This window comes from Rhodospirillales bacterium (assembly GCA_023898805.1).
In the GTDB taxonomy this organism is placed as follows: domain Bacteria; phylum Pseudomonadota; class Alphaproteobacteria; order Micavibrionales; family UBA1664; genus UBA6145.
In genome coordinates, this window is the sequence record CP060260.1 from 1,722,988 (window position 1) to 1,740,727 (window position 17,740).

Sequence of the window (17,740 nt, forward strand, 5' to 3'; positions counted from 1 at the left end):
GGATGTTGGGACGCATGTTTGTTACTCCGTGCTTAAAGCGATAACGGGATCAAGCCGCGCGGCCTTGGCCGCCGGCAGGTAACCGAAAACAAGGCCGGTGGCGACCGCGCAGGTGAACGCGATGACAACGGGCGGGAGGGTGAACAGGATGTTGACCCCGAACATCGAAAGCACCCACCCCGCGCCAAGGCCCAACGCCACGCCCAGCACCCCGCCGATGGTGCACACCACTGCGGCCTCGGTGTTGAACTGGATCATGATGTCGCGCATCCGCGCGCCGGTCGCCATGCGGATGCCGATCTCGCGCGTGCGCTCGGTCACCGACACCAGCATGATGTTCATCACGCCGATCCCGCCGACCAAAAGCGAAATCGCCGCGACCGCGCCCAAAAGGATGGTCAGCGTGTTCTGCGTCTGCGTCGCCATCTGCAGGAAGGACGCTGTGTTGCGCACCTGAAAATCCTCGATGTGGTGGCGGCCTTTCAAAAGCGCGGTGATCGCGTCCTCGGTCTGCGTGATGGTCTTGGTGTCGGCGACCTTGACGGTGACGTTGCTAAGGTAGTTCTGCCCGAACAGGCGGGTCAGGGCGGTGGTGATCGGCACCATCGCGACATTATCCTGATCCTGCCCCCATGGCGCCGCGCCCTTGGGCGTCATCACGCCGATCACCTCGAACGGAATGTTGCCGATCAGGACGTATTTCCCGACCCCGTCGTTCAGTGGGAACAGGATGTCGGCGACGGTCTTGCCCAGCACCGCGACGGCGGCATAGCCGTTCTGGTCGTCCTGCGTGAAAAACGTGCCCTGCGCCAGCGGCCAGTCGCGCGCTGCGGGAAACGCGTATCCCGTGCCCTGAATTTGCGTGGCGTAATCCGTGTCGCCGAAACGCACGGTCTTTCCGCCCGTCCGTTCGGGCAGGACGCTGACGACGTTGGCCAAATTCGCGATGGCCCGCGTGTCGTCCACGGTCAATGTGGCGACGTCGCCCGAAGGTCGCACCCCCGGCGCGCCGGGCCGAATCGAAAGAAGATTGGTTCCCAGCGACGATATCTGGTCCAGAACGCTTTGCTTCGACCCGTTGCCGACCGCCAGCATGGTGATGACCGCCGCGACGCCGATGACGATGCCCAAAAGCGTAAGCGCCGTGCGGAACAGATTGACCCGAAGCGCGCGTATCGCGGTGAACATCGCCTCGCCCGCATCGGTGATCAGCCGCCCGCCATGCGCGACGGGCGCTTCGTCCGGAACGGGGGCAGGGACGGTGGATTCCTGCGCGCCGCTGTCTTCGACGATTTTGCCGTCGGCGATGCGCACGATGCGCCGCGCATGGGCCGCCACCTGTTCGTCGTGCGTGATCAGTACGACGGTCCGCCCCTGCGCGTTGAGGTCTTTCAAAAGCGCGATGACTTCCTGCCCGGAACGTGAATCAAGCGCGCCGGTCGGCTCGTCCGCCAGAATCAGCGGTGGGTCGTTCATCAACGCGCGCGCGATCGCCACGCGCTGCTGTTGCCCGCCCGACAGCGCGCCGGGTCGGTGCCCGGTGCGGTCGTCAAGGCCAAGCGTGGTCAGAAGCGATTTTGCGCGCTCGGCCCGCTTCGCGCGCGTCATCCCGGCATAGACTGCGGGGATTTCGACGTTTTCTTGCGCGCTTGACGTCGCCAGCAGGTTGTAGCGTTGAAAGATAAATCCGAATGTTTCGCGCCGCAGGGCCGCCAGGTCGTCCCCCGAAAGTTGCGAAACGTCGTGCCCCCGCACGCGGTAATCGCCCGCCGTTGCCCGGTCCAGGCAGCCGATGATGTTCATCAGCGTCGATTTGCCCGAACCGGACTGACCCATGATCGCGACGAATTCGCCCGGATAGACGCGCAAGGTGACGTCGTCCAGCGCCCTGACCACCGTGTCGCCCGCGCGGTAATGGCGGCTGACATGCGCAAGATCAAGAAGGGGGGGTAAAGTCTCGGCCAAGGAAAGTCCTTTCGGCGCTATATTTATAAGATCTACAGGCGCGGCATCCGGCCCGGCCCGCCGCCGGTACCGCTGCCTGATGGGGCGACCGTGGACGGCAGGACGATCCGGTCGCCTTCCTTCAGGCCGGAAACGACCTGCGCCGTGCTCCGATCGTTCAGTCCGACGATGATGGTACGCGGGACGGGCTTGCCGCCTTCCAGCACTTTGACCTCGTACGCCCTGCCGTCCTTGGTGTCGGCGTCCGGCTTGCGCTCAAGCAACGCGGCGGCGGGAATGGTCGGCACGTCCTTGGCGGACCCCAGCACGAAAAAGGTCTGCGTCGTCATGCCGGTCATCAATTGCCCGTCCGTGTTGTCGACGTCCGAAAGCACGTCGTACAAAACCACGTCGTTGACCGTTTCGGGCGAGGGCAGGATCTGCCGCACCGTTCCGTGCCATTTGCGGTCCTGATTGCCCAGCGTGGTGAAATAAACCGGCATCCCGGTCGAAAGTTTGGTGATGTCGGCTTCTGCCACCTGCGCGCGCACGGTCATGACGTCCAGCTTGGCGACCTCTCCGATCACTGGCGCGGTCTGGTTGGCGTTGATGGTCTGGCCCTCTTTGACCGACAGCGACACGACCGTGCCGTCGATGGGTGAAAAGATGCGCGTGCGCTCAAGGTCGGCCTGATCGCCGTCCAGCGTCGATTGCGCTTCCTCCAGTTGCGCTTCCAGCGACAGCGATTGGTCCCGCGCGACCTTCAGCGCTGTCTGCGCGTCCTGATACGTTTCCAGCGCCGCGGCCTTGTTGTTGTACAAATCCTTGTATCGCTGGGCCTTTTGCTTGGCCTGAGCGACGCTTGCGTCCTGTTGCCGGATCTGGGCCTCCAGCTGCTTGATCCGCGCTTCGTCGCCCTTGACCGTCGCCTCGAACGTGGTCGGGTCGATCTCGGCCAGAAGGTCGCCCGCTTTGACCACGGTTCCGTAATCGACATACAATTTTTTGATCTGGCCCGACACCTCGGCGCCGACATCGACGTAATTCTTGGGTTCCAGCTTGCCCTGCGCGGTGACGATCGATTCGATGCTGCCGCGCGCGATGGCCGCGGTATTGTAAGTATCCGCGCGTTCCGATTTTTTATAGGCCATCGCCATATAGCCGGCGGCCATCGCCACAACCGCCAGAATCGCGACGGCCAGCCGGGAAACGCTCTTGCGCGTCATGATCGCTCCTGTTTTTTTGTGTTCCAGTTTGTCGGTAATGGTAGCCGCGAAATATGGTGATGTCTTGTCCCGCTGGTGACATTTAACCGCTGAACCGGCGATATGCTTGATAAATGGTGGGCCCGGCAGGACTTGAACCCCGTTCGCGCGGCATCGCGCGAACAGCTTATAGGTTTTGCAGGTCCAAGACCTGCCGGGCGTAAAACCGGCGATATGCTTGATAAATGGTGGGCCCGGCAGGACTTGAACCTGCGACCAAACCGTTATGAGCGGTCCGCTCTAACCAACTGAGCTACAGGCCCGACGCAAGGCGGGAAGGCGCGCGACGCACCCTAACCAATTCATGACGTGAAGGCCACAGGCTTTGGCACGCATTTTGCATTTCCATAATAATAAAGCAATAACGGGAGGCACGATGATGAACGGGTATTTTCGTCTGGCGGCGGTGGTTTATGCCTGCGCGGTCATGCTTGCGGGCTATCTGGCGGTATCGGCGATCATGGATTTGCATGGCGAGCGCGAACGTGTGGCGCGTCTTGACGACATCAGAGTCGAGGCCGACCGGCTTGCGGATCGCGCGCTGGAACTCAGCCGCATCAGCCCCGCCGCTGGCGGCGCTGCGGCGCGGTAACATGGTCAATGGCCCCGTGCCTGCAGCGCATCGGCCAGACGTTGTTGGGCGGTGCCGGGGCGTTGCGGCTTTTGCTGGCTTTCGGCGGGGCCCCAGCCGATGCCGAACAGAATCTCGATTCGCGCGGGCAACAAGCCGTCGGGGGTCTGGTGTCGTTCCTGGTAATCCGCCGCGACCGCGTCCCAGAAATCATGTCCGGGATAGGGGGGGCTTTGTGCCAGCCGCAACCCTTCGCCTGAATTTTTAATGTCACGCAACATTCTTTTGAAATCTTTGTAAAAAATCGTTTTTGCTTCAGTGTCCGCGACCGGCAGGGCGAACCCCGCCCGTTGCAACAGCGCGGCCCAGCTTTGAAGGTCGATGGTCGGGTGCATCCGCGCGGCGGCGCCCTTGCCGCCCGCTGCCTCCACCCGCATCAGGCTTTCGCGCAGAGCGTGATGGGTTTCACCCCCCGGCAGCGCGGCCAGAAACAGCCCGTCGGGTTTCAGCGCCCGGCGCATCTGGACCAAGGCCCCCGGTAGATCGTTGAGCGTATGCAGCGCGCCGTTGACGACGATCAAGTCCAAAGAGGCTTCGGGGAACGGGAACCGTTCATTCTCGCCTTCAAACGCGATATCCCGCCGGTCCAGCCGGGCGATGTTTTTGTCCATCGGCGTATCGGCGCCGACCCACAGCGCGTCGGCGAAATCCCGGCGCGTGACGTCGCGCAGCCGGTCAGCCAGCATTTGCGCGACCCCTTCGGCAAATACCGCGTCAGGTATGGTTTTGGTGGCTTTGGCCTGGCCGCTGAAAATCTTCATCAGCCACGGTGTAGCGCAATCCGGCGAATTGTATAGAGAGAGCGGATGAAAAAAGGATACTGGCGCGCCGGTTCGAACAAAGTTCGAACCTATCGTCATGCAAGGGCGGCCCATTCCCGATAGGAATGGCGCGCCCGTGAGGATTCGAACCTCAAACCTTCTGATCCGTAGTCAGATGCTCTATCCAGTTGAGCTACGGGCGCCTGCGAGCTGGAAGAGGATGAAAGCAACCCCTTCCGAACCGGGGCGGACCATACCCCGACCCCCACGGGGCTTTCAAGTTCTTTTTGTTTTTTCTGGGGGTTGTCGCTTCCGCTGGTGGAACGGGCTGTTGTTCTTGACTCAACATCCCGTATAATGCCATCTGAAGACTCAAATTTTTAGGGTTACGAAAAACGCTTTCGGACCCTGATCGGAATGATGAACCCGGCGAGGGACGGGCGGAAGGGAACGATGACGAAATCCAGGATAATGAAATCCAAGGCATATCTTGGCGTATCGCTGCTGGCGGTGCTGGCTTGTGCGTTTCCGGGTGCGAACGGCGCTCTGGCCGCGGGCAAGACGCTGGGTACGATTCCTGCCGCGAATGTCGCGGGGGCGCCGACCGATGTTCCGACCCTGCTGGTCACCAACAAGCCGATGTCGCAGGTTTTGCCTGTTGATTCCGCGGACGCCGCCGCGACCAATGCCGATGCCGCCGCCGCCAATGCGGATACGGCCGCCGCGCTGGCCGGGGCCGATGCCGCCGTCGCCAACACGGATGCAGGCATTGCCGACTTATCGCGCGGTCCGCGCCTTAAACCGCATGTCGCGGGTCTGGTATCGACATCGGGCGATGGCGTGTACAAGGACATGATGACCGAGGCGCCGTCGATCAACGCCGACACCGTGCTGGGCAAGGAATATTTCAGCCCCGCCGACACCACGGCCGCGAAAAAGATCAACGAACTGCGCGAGGAGATGTTCAAACTCCAGTCCCGCGTTTCCGACCTGTCCGACCGTCTTGGCGGCATCCAGCAGGTCGGTCAGGAACTGGCCGCGAATTACTACGCCTCGGTCGCGACCATCAACACCCAGTTGCAATCGGGCACGACGCCGGGCAACCCGCGCCTTGTCGAACGCCTGAGCGCGGCGCAGGACGCGCTTGAAACCCTTTCGGGCAACGTCGCGGACCTCAACGCGCTGGCGCTTCAGATTTCCGACGCCGCCGCGATGTCGGGCTATCTGCAGGAATCGGCCCGCGCCGCCTATGGCCTGACCGGATCGGTGGAGGAAGATTACGCCCGTCTGGCCCAGCTTGAAGACTCGATCTCCAACACTTCGGTGCTGATCGAGCGCCTGCTCAACAACGTCAACGACGACATCACGCGCTCGGCGGCCTATCTTTCGTCCGAACGTTCCAACCTGCGCACGCTTTCGCTGGCGATCGCCAACGGCGACCTGTATGGCCGCTCGCTGGCCAACCGGCCGTTCCTCTCAGTCGCGCAATCGACTGTCGCCGCCGACATGGCTGCCGCCAATCGGGGCCTTGCGGCGCAGCCAGCATCGCTTGGCATGGCGCAGCCCGCGTCGCTTGGCGGCCCCACGCCGCAGGCCCAGGCCGCGCTTTCCAGTCCGCGCCCGCTTGTGGTCATTCGCTTTGACCGCCCTGATGTCGATTTCCAGCAGGCGGTATATCAATCGGTGTCCGAGGCGTTGGAAAGATACCCCAACGCCCGGTTTGAACTGGTCGCGGTGGCGCCGGGTGCCGGCAACCCGGCGCGCAAGGCGATTGAATCGACGCGTTCGCGTCGCAACGCTGAAAAGGTGTTGCGTACCCTGACCCAGATGGGTCTGCCGGCCGAGCGTATCGACCTCTCGGCGATGACCAACGACAACGCCCAGACCAACGAAGTCCAGCTTTACATACGGTAATTGATGCCTGACGCCGCAACCCGCCAGCCCGACGAATTCAGCCTCGCCGGGGCGGGGGTGTCGATGGGGCCGATCGCCGTGCGTCTTGCCCGCACCGCGGCCGAGATCGAAGCGGCGCAAAAACTGCGCTACAATGTCTTTTACCGCGAATACGGTGCGAAGCCCGTCGGCGACATGGAAGCGCGGGGATTGGATTACGACGATTTTGACCCCCATGCCGACCATTTGATCGTTATCGACCGCCGCATCGAAACCCTGCCCGAACGCGTGATCGGTACTTATCGTCTGCTCCGCGACAATGTGGCAGTGAAACTCGGACGGTTTTATTCGGGTGGCGAGTACGACATCGCGCCGCTGACCGGATCCGGCGCGAAAATGGTGGAGGTCGGGCGCTCCTGCGTCCATCCCGATCACCGTACCCGCAACGTTCTGCAACTCCTTTGGCAGGGTATCGCCGAATATATCCATTGGCACGATATTGGCGTGCTGTTCGGGGTCGCTTCGTTTCACGGCACCGATGTCGCCGCCCATGCCGCCATGCTCAGCTATCTGCACCATTATCACCGCGCGCCGGACGATTTTTGCCCGCGCGCGCTGCCCGACCAATATGTCGATATGAATCTGGTCCAGAAATCCGCCATCAACCCGAGGGAGGCGCTGCACGACCTGCCGCCGCTGATCAAGGGGTATCTGCGCCTCGGCGGAATGGTGGGCGACGGCGCGGTGATCGACCGGCAGTTCAACACCATCGACGTGTGCGTCATCGTCAGGACGCAACTTGTCTCCGACCGGTATCGCCGCCATTACCAGCGCAAGGTCGAAGGCTTCGGTGGCGGCGTCGAAAATATCGGCGCGCATTCCGAAATCATATAAACTGCGGATTCCCATGCGCTCCGTATTGGCCGTTTTGCGCCTGACGCTGTTTCTTGCGGGCACGCTGCTCCTGCTGCCGCCGCACCTGCTTGCGCGCGCGTTTTTCGGCTCGCTGGCGCTTACGCGCGTCTGGCACGCATTCACCTGCGCTGTCTTTTCTATTCGTGTCACGTTGCTGGGCGCGCCCACCGGCGGTGCCGCGCGCGCGCGTGTGTTTGTCTGCAACCATCTTTCCTATCTGGATATCGTCGTACTGGGCGCGCATCTCGACGGTGTTTTCGTCGCCAAGTCGGAGGTCGCGGGCTGGCCCGGTTTCGGCTTTCTGGCGAAAACACAAGACACGATCTTTCTGGTCCGCCGTGCCCACGGGCTTGAGGCCGGACGCCGCGCCGTGGCCGATGCGCTGCGCGCCGGAAGGAACATCATCCTGTTCGGCGAGGGTACATCGACCGACGGTCGGGCCGTCCGCCCGATCAAACCTTCGCTGCTTGAGGTTTTGTATGACGAAGGCGTTGCCGCCAGCGTCCAGCCGGTCGCGATCGTTCTGGAACGCGCGGGCGGGCATGGCATGGCCGATCAGGCCGCGCGCGATCTGTATGCCTGGTGGCGGGCCGAGGATACGCTGGCCCCGCATCTCTGGCGCTTCGCCCGCGCGGGCGGGGCGGATGTGACGCTCGATTTCCTGCCCGCCCTCGATCCCGCTGCCTTCGCCGGGCGCAAGGCGTTGGCGCAACGCGTGACGCAGGATCTCGCGGGTGTGCTCGCGGCGGCAAGTCCGTCATGAACCGGCCCCGCTACGATCTGACGGACGGACGCCTGGGCACCCATATCTGGCGTCTGTCTTCGGCCATGGGCTGGGGGATACTGGCTCAGAACGCGGTCCAGTTTACCGATATGTGGTTCATCGCGCGGCTTGGCCATGATGCGCTGGCGGCGGTGTCCTTCACCCTGCCGGCGACCATGCTGCTGTTCTATCTGGTGCTGGCGATGTCCAGCGGCATGACCTCGGCCATCGCGCGCGCGTCGGGGGGCCGTCGGCACGAACATGCCGCGCGCACGGTAAGTGCCGGGATCATCGCGGGCGGTTTGATCGGTGTGTTGATGGGCGCCGTCGCGTATATGCTGATGGGAGTGGCGTTTCCCGCGATGGGCGTACCCGGCGCGATGATGCCGGTGATCGAACCCTTCATGCGCGTATGGCTGTGCGGCCTGCCGTTTCTTTCGGTGCTGATCGTCGCCAACGCGGGTGGGCGCGGCATGGGTGAAAGCCGTCTGCCCGCCTATGTGATGCTGCTGATCGCGGCGGTCAATCTGGCGCTCGACCCGGTGCTGATTTACGGCCTGTTCGGTCTGCCGCGCATGGGCATGACCGGTGCGGCATTGGCGACTCTTCTGGCCTATGTCTGCGGCATGGTGGCCGCGTTGGTGGTGGCCGGGCGGCACATGCACCTGATCCGGTTCGCGACCCTGCGCAATGGGCCAAAGACACGCCGTGCGCTGGCGACGTGGTTCAAGGTCGTAATACCCGCCGCCGTCGCCTATGCGATCGAACCCTTCGCGGCGGGTATTCTGACCGCCATCGTTGCGCGTGCCGGGCTGGATGCGGTGGCGGCTTTCGGTGTCGCCAGCCGGATCGAGGGCATCGCCCTGATCATGCTGATGGCCCTGTGGGGCGCGGTGACCCCGCTGACCGGACAGAACTGGGCCGCGCGCAAATACGACCGGGTGGTGCGCACCATCGAACTGGCCAGCATCGTCAACGGCCTGTTCTGCATCGCCTTCGCGCTGGCGATGTGGGTGTTTGCTAAGCCTATCGTCGGGTTGTTCTCGCAGGTGCCGGCGACACTGGCGCTGGCTACGGTCTATCTGCGCATCGTACCGGTCAGTTATGTCGGGTTCGGCGCGACCGGGGTGATCGGCGCGGCGCTCAACGGCACCGGCCGCGGGCATTTCTATCTTGTGGTCAACCTGTTCCGGGTGGCCACGCTGCTGGCCTTCGCGGTGGCGGGCACTTTTTACGGCGGTTTCACTGGCTTTGCTATCGGCATCGGCGCGGCCAACCTGCTGGCGGCATTGGCCGTGGTGGTTTGGGCGCGACGTGTTTTTCTTGCCCGTGTCCCGGCTTCGCGTTAAGGGATTGGCGGGTTGTTCCCGTAGCTCAGCTGGATAGAGCACTGGTTTCCTAAACCGGGGGTCGCGTGTTCGAGTCACGCCGGGAACGCCCGTCCTTCCAAGCTGGATGCGCTAATGCGTGTCTCGAACACGCTAAACGCAAAGGCAGGCGCGCTGGGCGCGCGCTGGTGTTCGAGTCACGCCGGGAACGCCCGTCCTTCCATGCTGGGCGCGCGCCGGTGTTCGAGTCACGCCGGGAACGCCCTGCCTCGCCAAGGCTACGCCCTGCGGTAGGCTTGGATCGAGCATGTCCGCGTTTTTTCCGGCCTTTGACCTTGGGGGCGAATACCCTATAATTCCTCGGAATTTCATAAACCGGGTAAGACAGCACCATGGCCGACGAGAAAAAACCGCTTCCTGAAAACGCCCCCAAAATGGCAGCCAAAAGCGCCGACGAAAAATCCATTAACGACCTGCTGGAGGAGTACGCGCAGGACGTCAAGGATAAGGATATCGACGATTTCCTTAAGGAAAGCGATGGCGAGGAGGACGAGGAAATCTATGAGCCCGAGGACGAATCCGCCGAGGAAGAAAGCGAAAAGGTTCTGGCCGAACAAGGTCAGCCACGCCGCCGTGGCGGCGGGCTGCTGACGATGGCGCTGATCGTCGCGGCCTTTGGCGCGGCAGGGGCGGGGGCCTATATGTACCTCAACCGCGATAGCGGTATGACCACGATTATGGGCGGGTTCAGCGGTACGAACGACGATGTCGCGATGCCGCCCCCCGCGATTGCGGCCAACACGCCTGACACCGATGAAGGCCCGGCCAATGACAATGTGGCCAATGACAACGCGACGCCTGTCATGCCTGCGGCCCCGGCCCAGCCGATGCCGATCATGAACGAGGCCGCCGCACCCGATGCGACCGCCGCCGCGCCGGAAATGACGTCGACTGAAACGCCGGTGCCCGGCGCGGATGTCGTGAACGTGCCTGCGCCGCAACTCGAAACGCAATCCATCCCGCAATTGGAACCCGCGCCTGCCGCCGCCGCACCGGCGGAAAAATTGCCGCCGCTTTCCGCAGGCGACACGGGTGCCGCGCAGGCTGTCGATGCCTGGGCCTCCGGCAAGGATGCAGATACGATCAAGCCCGCCATGCCTGGACCCGATGGCGCGGGCAATACCGCTGCGCTTCTGCCGGAAAAAACGGTGGAGGTAATCAAGGCCAAGCCGCCTGTGACCAAAAAATCCGCCGCGCCTGCGCCAAGCATCGTCAAGGCCGCACCGGTGCCGGTGAAAACCGTTTCCGCGCCCAAGACTACGACCCCCAAGGCAGCGGCACCAAAGGCCACGACACCGGCCAAGGCTGTTTCATCCGGCGCCGATGCCGCGTTGCCGCCGCCGTATCTGGCGATCCGGGCCGCGAAATCGACGGGCACGCGCCGCGATACCGAAGGCAACGTGAACCTGAATATCGAGGATAAAACCGCCGCGACCGGCGCGACTGCCGCGATGGTCGCGCAAGGCGGCGGGCGTATCGATCTCGAAAATTCAAGCGGCGCGGTTTCTGCCGCCACGCCCGCACCCGCGCTCGCAAGGCCTCTGGCATCGTCCAGTCGCGCCATTGCGACGCCGGAATCTGTCCCGCCGCTGCGTACCGTTCCGTTGGCCATCAATAATGGCCGCAGCATGCCGCCGGGTACGGTCGTACCTCCGGGATCGAAGGTTGAGGCCCGCGCCTATGCCGAATTGCCGGAAACGACGGACGACACCGCACCGGCGCGGATGGTCATGCCGTCCCCCACGCCAGCACCCACGCCGGCACCTTCGTCTGCTACGGGTGGTGATGCATCCGCATTGGTGGCGCAGGCGATGGCGGCCGAAAAATCTGGCAATCTTTCCACGGCGCTTACCCTTTATCAAAAGGCGCTGGAGGCCGATGCGATTTACGGCGACGGAAAATCCATCGATCGCGGCATGGTCTACGACCACATTGGCGCGATCCGCGCTCGGCAGTAATGCTGCCGCAAGGCCTGATCGACCTGTTTCATCACGCTCCGGCGTTCCGCGCCGGAGTGTTTTTTTGCCTCGGCCTGTGTCTGGGCAGTTTTGCGACCGCTCTGGTTTACCGCCTGCCGCGTGGCCTCAACTGGACCACCGAACGCTCGCGCTGCCCGTCCTGCGGCCACGCGCTGGGCGTGCCCGACCTTGTGCCGGTCTTTTCATGGCTGTTTTTACGCGGGCGCTGCCGCCATTGCGGCACGCGCATCCCCGCGCGCTACCCGCTGATCGAGCTGGGGTTTGGCGTGTTTGTCGCCCTGATCGGATGGATGATATAAAAACGGAGCCTTTCGGCTCCGCTTTTTTACCTTCAGGCTTTTTTCGCCATCATCGCGCTGACCAGATCGGGCAGCGGCATGACGATGGTGTTGGTTTTGTCGCCCGCAATGTCGGTCAGCGCCGAAAGATAGCGCAGCTGCATCGATTCCGGACGCTGCGCCAGAATGGTCGCGGCCTCGTCCAGTTGCTTGGCGGCCTGCAATTCGCCTTCCGCGTTGATGATCTTGGCGCGGCGTTCGCGCTCGGCCTCGGCCTGCCGGGCGATGGCGCGGATCATGCTGGGGTCGATGTCGACATGCTTGATCGCGACCTGCGTGACCTTGACGCCCCAGCCCTCGGTGGTGGTGTCGAGGATGCCCTGAAGGTCGGCGTTCAATTGGTCGCGGTTGGAAAGCATGTCGTCCAGTTCGTGCTTGCCAAGGATCGAGCGCAGGGTCGTCTGCGCGACTTCCGACGTCGCCTGCATGAAATCCTCGACCTTGATGATCGCCGATGACGGATCGACCACGCGGTAATACACGACCGCCGACACGCGCACCGATACGTTATCCTTGGAAATTACATCCTGGCTGGGCACGTCCTGCGTGCGCACGCGGATATCGACACGCACCATGCTTTGAATAAAGGGAATCAGAATGATTAGGCCGGGGCCGGCGGTATGCGTATATCGGCCCAGCGTAAAGATTACCGCGCGCTCGTATTCGCGCATGATGCGCACCGACGTCGCGACGAACAGCGCCAGCGCGAAAAGGATGATGATGAACAGCTGAATCATGATTTGGTTCCTGCCTCTTTTTCAACGATTAACACCAGATGGTCGCGCGAAAGAATCCGCACCGCGTCGCCGGAGGCAAGTGCATCGGCGCTGGCCGCCGCCCATTCCTCGCCCTCCACATGCACGCGCCCGCGCCCGTCTTCCCACGAAATCACGCGCGCCGACATGCCGGGCAGGGTTTCCGATCCGGCGAACAGTCGCACGCGCAATGACTTCCATGTGAAATACAGGCTGATTTTCAAAACCACCAGCCCGATCAGCCCCAGCGCCACCAGCGTGGGAATATCGACTTCCATGCCATAGATGCTGCGCGCGTCATAAGCCATGACCAGCGCCGCGATGAACGAAGCCGCACCGCCCAGCCCAAGTATGCCGAAGGACGGCACGAACGCCTCCAGCCCCATCAGGGCAAGGCCCATGATCAAAAGCACGACAATGGTCAGGTCTGCGGACATGACGACCACTTTAACCCGCCGCCAGCCGCGCGGCAACCGCGTCGCCCATCGCGGCGGTGGTGACGGGGCTTGTGCCCGGCGCGGCGATGTCCTGCGTCCGGATGCCGTCGGCCAGCGTGCGCTTGACCGCGTTTTCGACCCGGTCCGCGCTTGCGCCGTCGCCCAGCGAATAACGCAGCGCCATGGCCAGCGACAGAATCATCGCCAACGGGTTGGCCTTGTTCTGGCCCGCGATATCGGGGGCCGATCCGTGCACGGGTTCGTACAAAGCCGCCCGCCGTCCCGTTTCGTCCGCGGCACCCAAAGAGGCCGAGGGCAACATGCCGAGCGAACCGGTCAGCATCGCCGCCTCGTCCGAAAGAATGTCGCCGAACAGATTGTCGGTGACGATGACGTCGAACTGCGAAGGGTTGCGCAGCAATTGCATCGCGCAGTTATCGGCATACATGTGGGAAAGCGCGATGTCGGCATATCCTTCTTCATGCAGGGCGGTGACGTCCTCGCGCCACATCAGGCCGGATTCCATGACGTTGGATTTTTCGACCGAGCACACCCTGCGCCCGCGCGCCCGCGCCAAGTCGAAGGCGATTTTGGCCACGCGCCGGACCTCGGCGGTGGTGTAGACCTGCGTATTGACGCCGCGGCGCTGGCCATTGCCTAAATCCGTAATCCCGCGCGGTTGTCCGAAATACACCCCGCCCGTCAGCTCCCGCACGATCAGGATGTCGAGCCCGCGCACGATTTCCGGTTTGAGCGTCGAGGCATCGATCAATGCGTCGAACACGATGGCCGGGCGCAGATTGGCGAACAGGTCGAGTTCCTTGCGCAGCCCCAGCAACCCGGCTTCGGGGCGTTTGTCATACGCCGCGCCCGCCCATTTCAGCCCGCCGACGCAGGCCAGCAGCACCGCGTCTGCCGTGTGGCACGCTTCCAGCGTGTCGGCGGGCAGGGGCGTGCCGGCGGCGTCGATCGCCGCGCCTCCCACGGGCTTTTCGGTATAGGTGATGCCAAGCCCCAGCGCGTCGATGATCTTGACCGCCTCGCGCATCACTTCGGGGCCGATCCCGTCGCCGGGCAGTAAGACAAAATGCTTGGTCATGCGAAGTTCCAGGGTTGGTTTTTCCTGAGATTGGATTCATACGCGGCGATATCGCTCTCGTGTTCAAGCGTCAGGCCGATATCGTCAAGGCCGTTGAGCAGGCAATGCCGCCGGAACGGGTCGATTTCAAAGGAAAAGACAAGATTGCCCGCGCGCACTTCCTGTTTTTCAAGGTCCACGGCGACGGCCTGGTCCGGGTAATCGGTTGCGCGCTGCATCAGCGCCTGTACCTGCTCGCGCGGCAGGACCACGGGGCACATGCCGTTTTTGAACGCATTGCCATGGAAAATATCGGCGAAGGATGGCGCGATGACGCAGCGTATGCCGAAATCGGCCAGCGCCCACGGCGCGTGCTCGCGGCTCGACCCGCAGCCGAAATTGTCATCCGCGATTAAAATCTGTGCGTTCCGGTAGGCGGGCTTGTTCAAAACGAAATCCGGTTTTTCCGCCCCGTCGGCCTCGTACCGCATTTCGCTGAACAAGTGCTTGCCCAGCCCGGTGCGCTTGATCGTGCGCAAAAACTGCTTGGGGATGATCATGTCGGTATCGACATTGACCATCGGCATGGGCGCCGCCACGGCGTTTAGGGATTTAAACGGCTGCATGATTTTTAACCACGTTTTTTATTTTGCTGAAAATCGCCAGTATCTCCGCATCGAACTGCCCCGACTTTTCAACGCGCATCCGGTTCAGGACGCCATTGGGGCTAAGGTCGCGTTCACCGAAATGCGGCCGCCAGGCCGAATATCCGTCGAACGCGTCGCACACGCACAGCATCCGCGCCTCAAGCGACAGCTCGTCGCCTTTCATGCCCAGAAAGCCGCTGCCGTCCATCGCCTCGTGATGGTGCTGCATCAGATCGCGCAACAGCGCGGGGAAGGGGGCCTGGTCCGCCGCCCCGAAGGCATCGTCCACCAGCTTCGCGCCCAGCCACGTATGGTCGCGCCGCATGTGCCGGGTCTTGTCGTCCGGCTTGCCGGATATGTCCCAGATGCCGACGGGCAGCATCCGCTTGCCCGCGTCGTGCGCGAGCGTGGCGAGATGCAGTTCCGCCGCCCGCGCCGCGTCCATGCCCATCGCCAGCGCCAGCGCGCGCATGTCCTCGGCCACGCGCCGCACATGCAAATGGAACGCATAGGGATGTCCCGGCGGACGCCCGTTGTCATAGGCTTCCAGCGCGGCCAGTTCGCGCGTGATGAAATCAGCGTAGGGTCCGGACATCGCTCAACCTTCCCGTGATTGCCGCCGCCGCCGCCATGGCGGGCGATAAAAGATGCGTGCGGCCCTTGTAGCCCTGCCGCCCCTCGAAATTCCGGTTCGAGGTGCTGGCGCAGCGCTCGCCGGGGTTGAGCCGGTCCTCGTTCATGCCCAGACACATCGAACAGCCCGGTTCGCGCCAGTCGAACCCGGCGTCTTTTAAAATCTGCGCGATGCCTTCTGCCTCGGCCTGCGCCTTCACGAGGCCCGATCCCGGCACCACCATCGCGTAAACGCCGGCCGCGACCTTTTTGCCTTCGGCCACGCGTGCCACCTCGCGCAGATCCTCGATCCGCGCGTTGGTGCACGACCCGATAAACACCTTGTCGATGGCAATGTCGGTCATTTTCATGCCGGGCGTCAGGCCCATGTATTCCAGCGCGCGCTCCATCGCGGGATTGGCCGGCACGGGCACGCAACCGGTGATCGGCGCGACGTCCTGCGGGCTGGTGCCCCATGTGACCTGCGGCGCGATGTCTTCGGCCCGAAGCGTGATTTCGCAATCATACGCCGCTCCCGGATCCGAGGGCAGACTGCGCCAGTACGCGACCGCCTTGTCCCAATCCGCGCCTTTGGGGGCCTTGGGCCGCCCCTTGATATAGGCGAAGGTGGTGTCGTCCGGCGCGACCAGCCCGGCGCGTGCGCCGCCCTCGATCGACATGTTGCACATGGTCATGCGCCCTTCCATCGACAGGGCGCGCACGGCCGACCCCGCGAATTCGATCACATGCCCGGTGCCGCCCGCGGTGCCGATATGCCCGATGACGGCCAGAACCATATCCTTGGCGGTGACGCCGTGGGAAAGATCGCCCTCGATGGCGATGCGCATGGTTTTCGCGGGCTTGAGCAGCAACGTCTGCGTCGCCAGCACGTGTTCGACCTCCGACGTGCCGATGCCGAAGGCCAGCGCCCCGAACGCGCCGTGCGTCGATGTGTGGGAATCCCCGCACACGATGGTCATGCCCGGTTGGGTCAGGCCTTGTTCCGGGCCGATGATATGCACGATGCCCTGCCGCCGGTCGCGCATCCCGAAATATTCGATACCGAATTCCTTGACGTTGGCCTCCAGCGTTTCAATTTGAATCCGGGATTCCGCTTCCCGTATGCCCAGCGCCCGGTCCGATGTCGGCACGTTGTGGTCGGCTACGGCCAGTGTGGCGTCGGGACGGCGCACCGGACGCCCCGCGGCGCGCAGTCCCTCGAACGCCTGCGGGCTGGTGACTTCATGCACCAGATGCCGGTCGATATAAAGAATGCAGGTGCCGTCATCGTGCCGTTTGACGACATGCTGGTCCCAGATTTTCTGGTACAGGGTACGGGGATGGCTCATGTTTTTGTGCACCGCATTACGGGAAAATTAACGACTACAGCCTGATAATAGACCCAACAACCCATATACAGGTCAATCGCCATGTTGTCGGTTCAAAATGCCAGCTTTTCCCGCACGCCTCAGGGCCATGTCCGCATCGCCCTCGACGATGCGGCCTTTGCCCGTGCCGACGTGATTTTCATCGAGCCGGAATCGGGTGAGGTTTCGGGCCTGATCGGCCATGTCCATTTCGTCATCGGTGTCGCGCCGCTGCCGCTGGCGCAGGCCGCGATGCGGCACGAAGCGGTGATTTTGACCGCGCCGCATCCGCTTGGTCATGACATCGTGCTGACCGCGCCGGTCTGCACGCTGCACTGAAATCGGTCCAAGAAAACAAAACCCCGGAAAATCGCCGGGGTTTTTGCTTTATCGGGGAAAAGTGATCTTAGGCCTTGGCGGCTTTTTTCTCTTTTTTCGGGGTCGGCGCGGCCTCGGCGGCTTCCGCCGGGGCGGCATCGTCCGCCGTGCCCTCGTTCAGGCCGTGGCCGGTCGTGCGCTCGGTGATACGGGCCGATTTGCCCGAACGTCCGCGCATGTAATACAGCTTGGCGCGGCGCACCGAACCGCGGCGCACCAGTTCGATGGAATCGATCACCGGGCTGTACAGCGGGAAGACCCGCTCGACGCCCTCGCCATACGAGATTTTGCGCACGGTAAAGCTTTCGTTGATGCCCCCGCCGGTGCGCGAGATGCAAACGCCCTCATAGGCCTGAATACGGCTGCGGTCGCCTTCCTTGATGTTGACGTTCACCTTAAGCGTGTCGCCGGGCGAGAAGACGGGGATTTTTTTCTGTTCGGACAGGCGCTTGAGTTGTTGCGCTTCGAATTTTTCGATCGTGTTCATGGCACGGATCCTTTCACTTGCGTTATCCGGCCTCGAAATCGAACGCCCCCCATGGGGCGCCGGCAGGCCGCTTATCTTTTTCGTGCGCCTTAACTACCGTTC

General features: G+C 63.0%; 18 protein-coding genes and 3 tRNA genes. 9 read left to right on the forward strand and 12 right to left on the reverse strand.

Going from position 1 to position 17,740, the window contains the following annotated elements; genetic code table 11:
• Positions 1-21: 21 nt before the first annotated feature.
• The 3 genes from macB to H6866_08490 form a co-directional block, all read right to left on the reverse strand.
• Positions 22-1,986, reverse strand: coding sequence for a MacB family efflux pump subunit (gene macB, locus H6866_08480; protein ID USO08643.1), 1,965 nt, complete (start codon positions 1,984-1,986; stop codon positions 22-24).
• An 11-nt stretch (positions 1,987-1,997) separates the two neighbouring features.
• The gene (locus H6866_08485) at positions 1,998-3,170 is read right to left on the reverse strand and encodes an efflux RND transporter periplasmic adaptor subunit (protein ID USO07438.1); all 1,173 of its coding nucleotides are present in this window, start codon (positions 3,168-3,170) and stop codon (positions 1,998-2,000) included.
• A 225-nt stretch (positions 3,171-3,395) separates the two neighbouring features.
• Positions 3,396-3,472: transfer RNA gene (locus H6866_08490), tRNA-Ile, on the reverse strand.
• Between the two features lie 113 nt (positions 3,473-3,585).
• On the opposite strand from H6866_08490, the gene H6866_08495 reads away from it, so the two are divergent.
• Positions 3,586-3,801 (forward strand): hypothetical protein, encoded by a 216-nt coding sequence (locus H6866_08495; protein USO07439.1) that lies wholly within the window; start codon positions 3,586-3,588, stop codon positions 3,799-3,801.
• Between the two features lie 5 nt (positions 3,802-3,806).
• Here H6866_08495 and H6866_08500 read toward each other — a convergent pair whose 3' ends face one another.
• Positions 3,807-4,601: a methyltransferase domain-containing protein gene (locus H6866_08500; protein ID USO07440.1), complete on the reverse strand. Its 795-nt coding sequence runs from the start codon at positions 4,599-4,601 to the stop codon at positions 3,807-3,809.
• A 126-nt stretch (positions 4,602-4,727) separates the two neighbouring features.
• Positions 4,728-4,804: transfer RNA gene (locus H6866_08505), tRNA-Arg, on the reverse strand.
• A gap of 268 nt (positions 4,805-5,072) precedes the next feature.
• On the opposite strand from H6866_08505, the gene H6866_08510 reads away from it, so the two are divergent.
• The 7 genes from H6866_08510 to H6866_08540 all read left to right on the forward strand — a co-directional run bounded on the left by H6866_08510 (position 5,073) and on the right by H6866_08540 (position 11,838).
• The gene (locus H6866_08510) at positions 5,073-6,515 is read left to right on the forward strand and encodes a hypothetical protein (protein ID USO07441.1); all 1,443 of its coding nucleotides are present in this window, start codon (positions 5,073-5,075) and stop codon (positions 6,513-6,515) included.
• Between the two features lie 3 nt (positions 6,516-6,518).
• Entirely contained in the window at positions 6,519-7,388 is an 870-nt protein-coding gene (locus tag H6866_08515; GenBank protein ID USO07442.1) for a GNAT family N-acetyltransferase, read from the forward strand.
• A 13-nt stretch (positions 7,389-7,401) separates the two neighbouring features.
• A complete protein-coding gene (locus tag H6866_08520) occupies positions 7,402-8,172 on the forward strand; it encodes a 1-acyl-sn-glycerol-3-phosphate acyltransferase (protein ID USO07443.1) in 771 nt (256 codons plus the stop codon).
• On the forward strand, positions 8,169-9,521 hold the full coding sequence (locus tag H6866_08525; protein ID USO07444.1) for an MATE family efflux transporter: 1,353 nt from the start codon (positions 8,169-8,171) through the stop codon (positions 9,519-9,521). The genes H6866_08520 and H6866_08525 overlap by 4 nt, the downstream gene beginning before the upstream one ends.
• 14 nt (positions 9,522-9,535) lie before the next feature.
• Positions 9,536-9,609: transfer RNA gene (locus H6866_08530), tRNA-Arg, on the forward strand.
• 283 nt (positions 9,610-9,892) lie between these two features.
• Positions 9,893-11,518: a hypothetical protein gene (locus H6866_08535; protein ID USO07445.1), complete on the forward strand. Its 1,626-nt coding sequence runs from the start codon at positions 9,893-9,895 to the stop codon at positions 11,516-11,518.
• Positions 11,518-11,838: a prepilin peptidase gene (locus H6866_08540; GenBank protein ID USO07446.1), complete on the forward strand. Its 321-nt coding sequence runs from the start codon at positions 11,518-11,520 to the stop codon at positions 11,836-11,838. The genes H6866_08535 and H6866_08540 overlap by 1 nt, the downstream gene beginning before the upstream one ends.
• A gap of 32 nt (positions 11,839-11,870) precedes the next feature.
• On the opposite strand, the gene H6866_08545 is transcribed toward H6866_08540, so the two are convergent.
• Genes H6866_08545 through leuC form a run of 6 tightly spaced genes read right to left on the reverse strand, consistent with a single transcriptional unit; the run spans position 11,871 to position 16,755 of the window.
• Positions 11,871-12,614 (reverse strand): slipin family protein, encoded by a 744-nt coding sequence (locus H6866_08545; GenBank protein USO07447.1) that lies wholly within the window; start codon positions 12,612-12,614, stop codon positions 11,871-11,873.
• Positions 12,611-13,069 (reverse strand): hypothetical protein, encoded by a 459-nt coding sequence (locus H6866_08550; protein ID USO07448.1) that lies wholly within the window; start codon positions 13,067-13,069, stop codon positions 12,611-12,613. The genes H6866_08545 and H6866_08550 overlap by 4 nt, the downstream gene beginning before the upstream one ends.
• Before the next feature lie 10 nt (positions 13,070-13,079).
• Complete coding sequence (leuB, locus tag H6866_08555; GenBank protein USO07449.1) at positions 13,080-14,168, reverse strand: 3-isopropylmalate dehydrogenase; 1,089 nt, start codon at positions 14,166-14,168, stop codon at positions 13,080-13,082.
• On the reverse strand, positions 14,165-14,773 hold the full coding sequence (gene leuD / locus H6866_08560; protein USO07450.1) for a 3-isopropylmalate dehydratase small subunit: 609 nt from the start codon (positions 14,771-14,773) through the stop codon (positions 14,165-14,167). The genes leuB and leuD overlap by 4 nt, the downstream gene beginning before the upstream one ends.
• The gene (locus tag H6866_08565; protein ID USO07451.1) at positions 14,760-15,389 is read right to left on the reverse strand and encodes an HD domain-containing protein; all 630 of its coding nucleotides are present in this window, start codon (positions 15,387-15,389) and stop codon (positions 14,760-14,762) included. The genes leuD and H6866_08565 overlap by 14 nt, the downstream gene beginning before the upstream one ends.
• Positions 15,370-16,755 carry a 3-isopropylmalate dehydratase large subunit gene (gene leuC, locus H6866_08570; protein ID USO07452.1) on the reverse strand — a complete coding sequence of 462 codons (1,386 nt, stop codon included), beginning with the start codon at positions 16,753-16,755 and terminating at the stop codon, positions 15,370-15,372. Before leuC ends, H6866_08565 begins: the two co-directional genes overlap by 20 nt.
• Before the next feature lie 81 nt (positions 16,756-16,836).
• Here leuC and H6866_08575 point away from each other — a divergent pair, with 81 nt between their 5' ends.
• The gene (locus H6866_08575) at positions 16,837-17,112 is read left to right on the forward strand and encodes a hypothetical protein (protein USO07453.1); all 276 of its coding nucleotides are present in this window, start codon (positions 16,837-16,839) and stop codon (positions 17,110-17,112) included.
• A gap of 67 nt (positions 17,113-17,179) precedes the next feature.
• Here H6866_08575 and rplS read toward each other — a convergent pair whose 3' ends face one another.
• The gene (gene rplS, locus H6866_08580) at positions 17,180-17,638 is read right to left on the reverse strand and encodes a 50S ribosomal protein L19 (GenBank protein ID USO07454.1); all 459 of its coding nucleotides are present in this window, start codon (positions 17,636-17,638) and stop codon (positions 17,180-17,182) included.
• Positions 17,639-17,740: the final 102 nt, after the last annotated feature.

Coding starts and splice junctions, on each gene's coding strand:
- H6866_08510 (USO07441.1), top strand. CDS start 5,073: ATGAAATCCAAGGCATATCTTGGCGTATCGCTGCTGGCGGTGCTGGCT.
- H6866_08515 (USO07442.1), top strand. CDS start 6,519: ATGCCTGACGCCGCAACCCGCCAGCCCGACGAATTCAGCCTCGCCGGG.
- H6866_08545 (USO07447.1), bottom strand. CDS start 12,614: ATGATTCAGCTGTTCATCATCATCCTTTTCGCGCTGGCGCTGTTCGTC.
- H6866_08540 (USO07446.1), top strand. CDS start 11,518: ATGCTGCCGCAAGGCCTGATCGACCTGTTTCATCACGCTCCGGCGTTC.
- H6866_08565 (USO07451.1), bottom strand. CDS start 15,389: ATGTCCGGACCCTACGCTGATTTCATCACGCGCGAACTGGCCGCGCTG.
- rplS (USO07454.1), bottom strand. CDS start 17,638: ATGAACACGATCGAAAAATTCGAAGCGCAACAACTCAAGCGCCTGTCC.
- leuD (USO07450.1), bottom strand. CDS start 14,773: ATGCAGCCGTTTAAATCCCTAAACGCCGTGGCGGCGCCCATGCCGATG.
- leuB (USO07449.1), bottom strand. CDS start 14,168: ATGACCAAGCATTTTGTCTTACTGCCCGGCGACGGGATCGGCCCCGAA.
- H6866_08550 (USO07448.1), bottom strand. CDS start 13,069: ATGTCCGCAGACCTGACCATTGTCGTGCTTTTGATCATGGGCCTTGCC.
- H6866_08575 (USO07453.1), top strand. CDS start 16,837: ATGTTGTCGGTTCAAAATGCCAGCTTTTCCCGCACGCCTCAGGGCCAT.
- H6866_08485 (USO07438.1), bottom strand. CDS start 3,170: ATGACGCGCAAGAGCGTTTCCCGGCTGGCCGTCGCGATTCTGGCGGTT.
- H6866_08500 (USO07440.1), bottom strand. CDS start 4,601: ATGAAGATTTTCAGCGGCCAGGCCAAAGCCACCAAAACCATACCTGAC.
- H6866_08495 (USO07439.1), top strand. CDS start 3,586: ATGATGAACGGGTATTTTCGTCTGGCGGCGGTGGTTTATGCCTGCGCG.
- H6866_08520 (USO07443.1), top strand. CDS start 7,402: ATGCGCTCCGTATTGGCCGTTTTGCGCCTGACGCTGTTTCTTGCGGGC.
- H6866_08525 (USO07444.1), top strand. CDS start 8,169: ATGAACCGGCCCCGCTACGATCTGACGGACGGACGCCTGGGCACCCAT.
- H6866_08535 (USO07445.1), top strand. CDS start 9,893: ATGGCCGACGAGAAAAAACCGCTTCCTGAAAACGCCCCCAAAATGGCA.
- leuC (USO07452.1), bottom strand. CDS start 16,755: ATGAGCCATCCCCGTACCCTGTACCAGAAAATCTGGGACCAGCATGTC.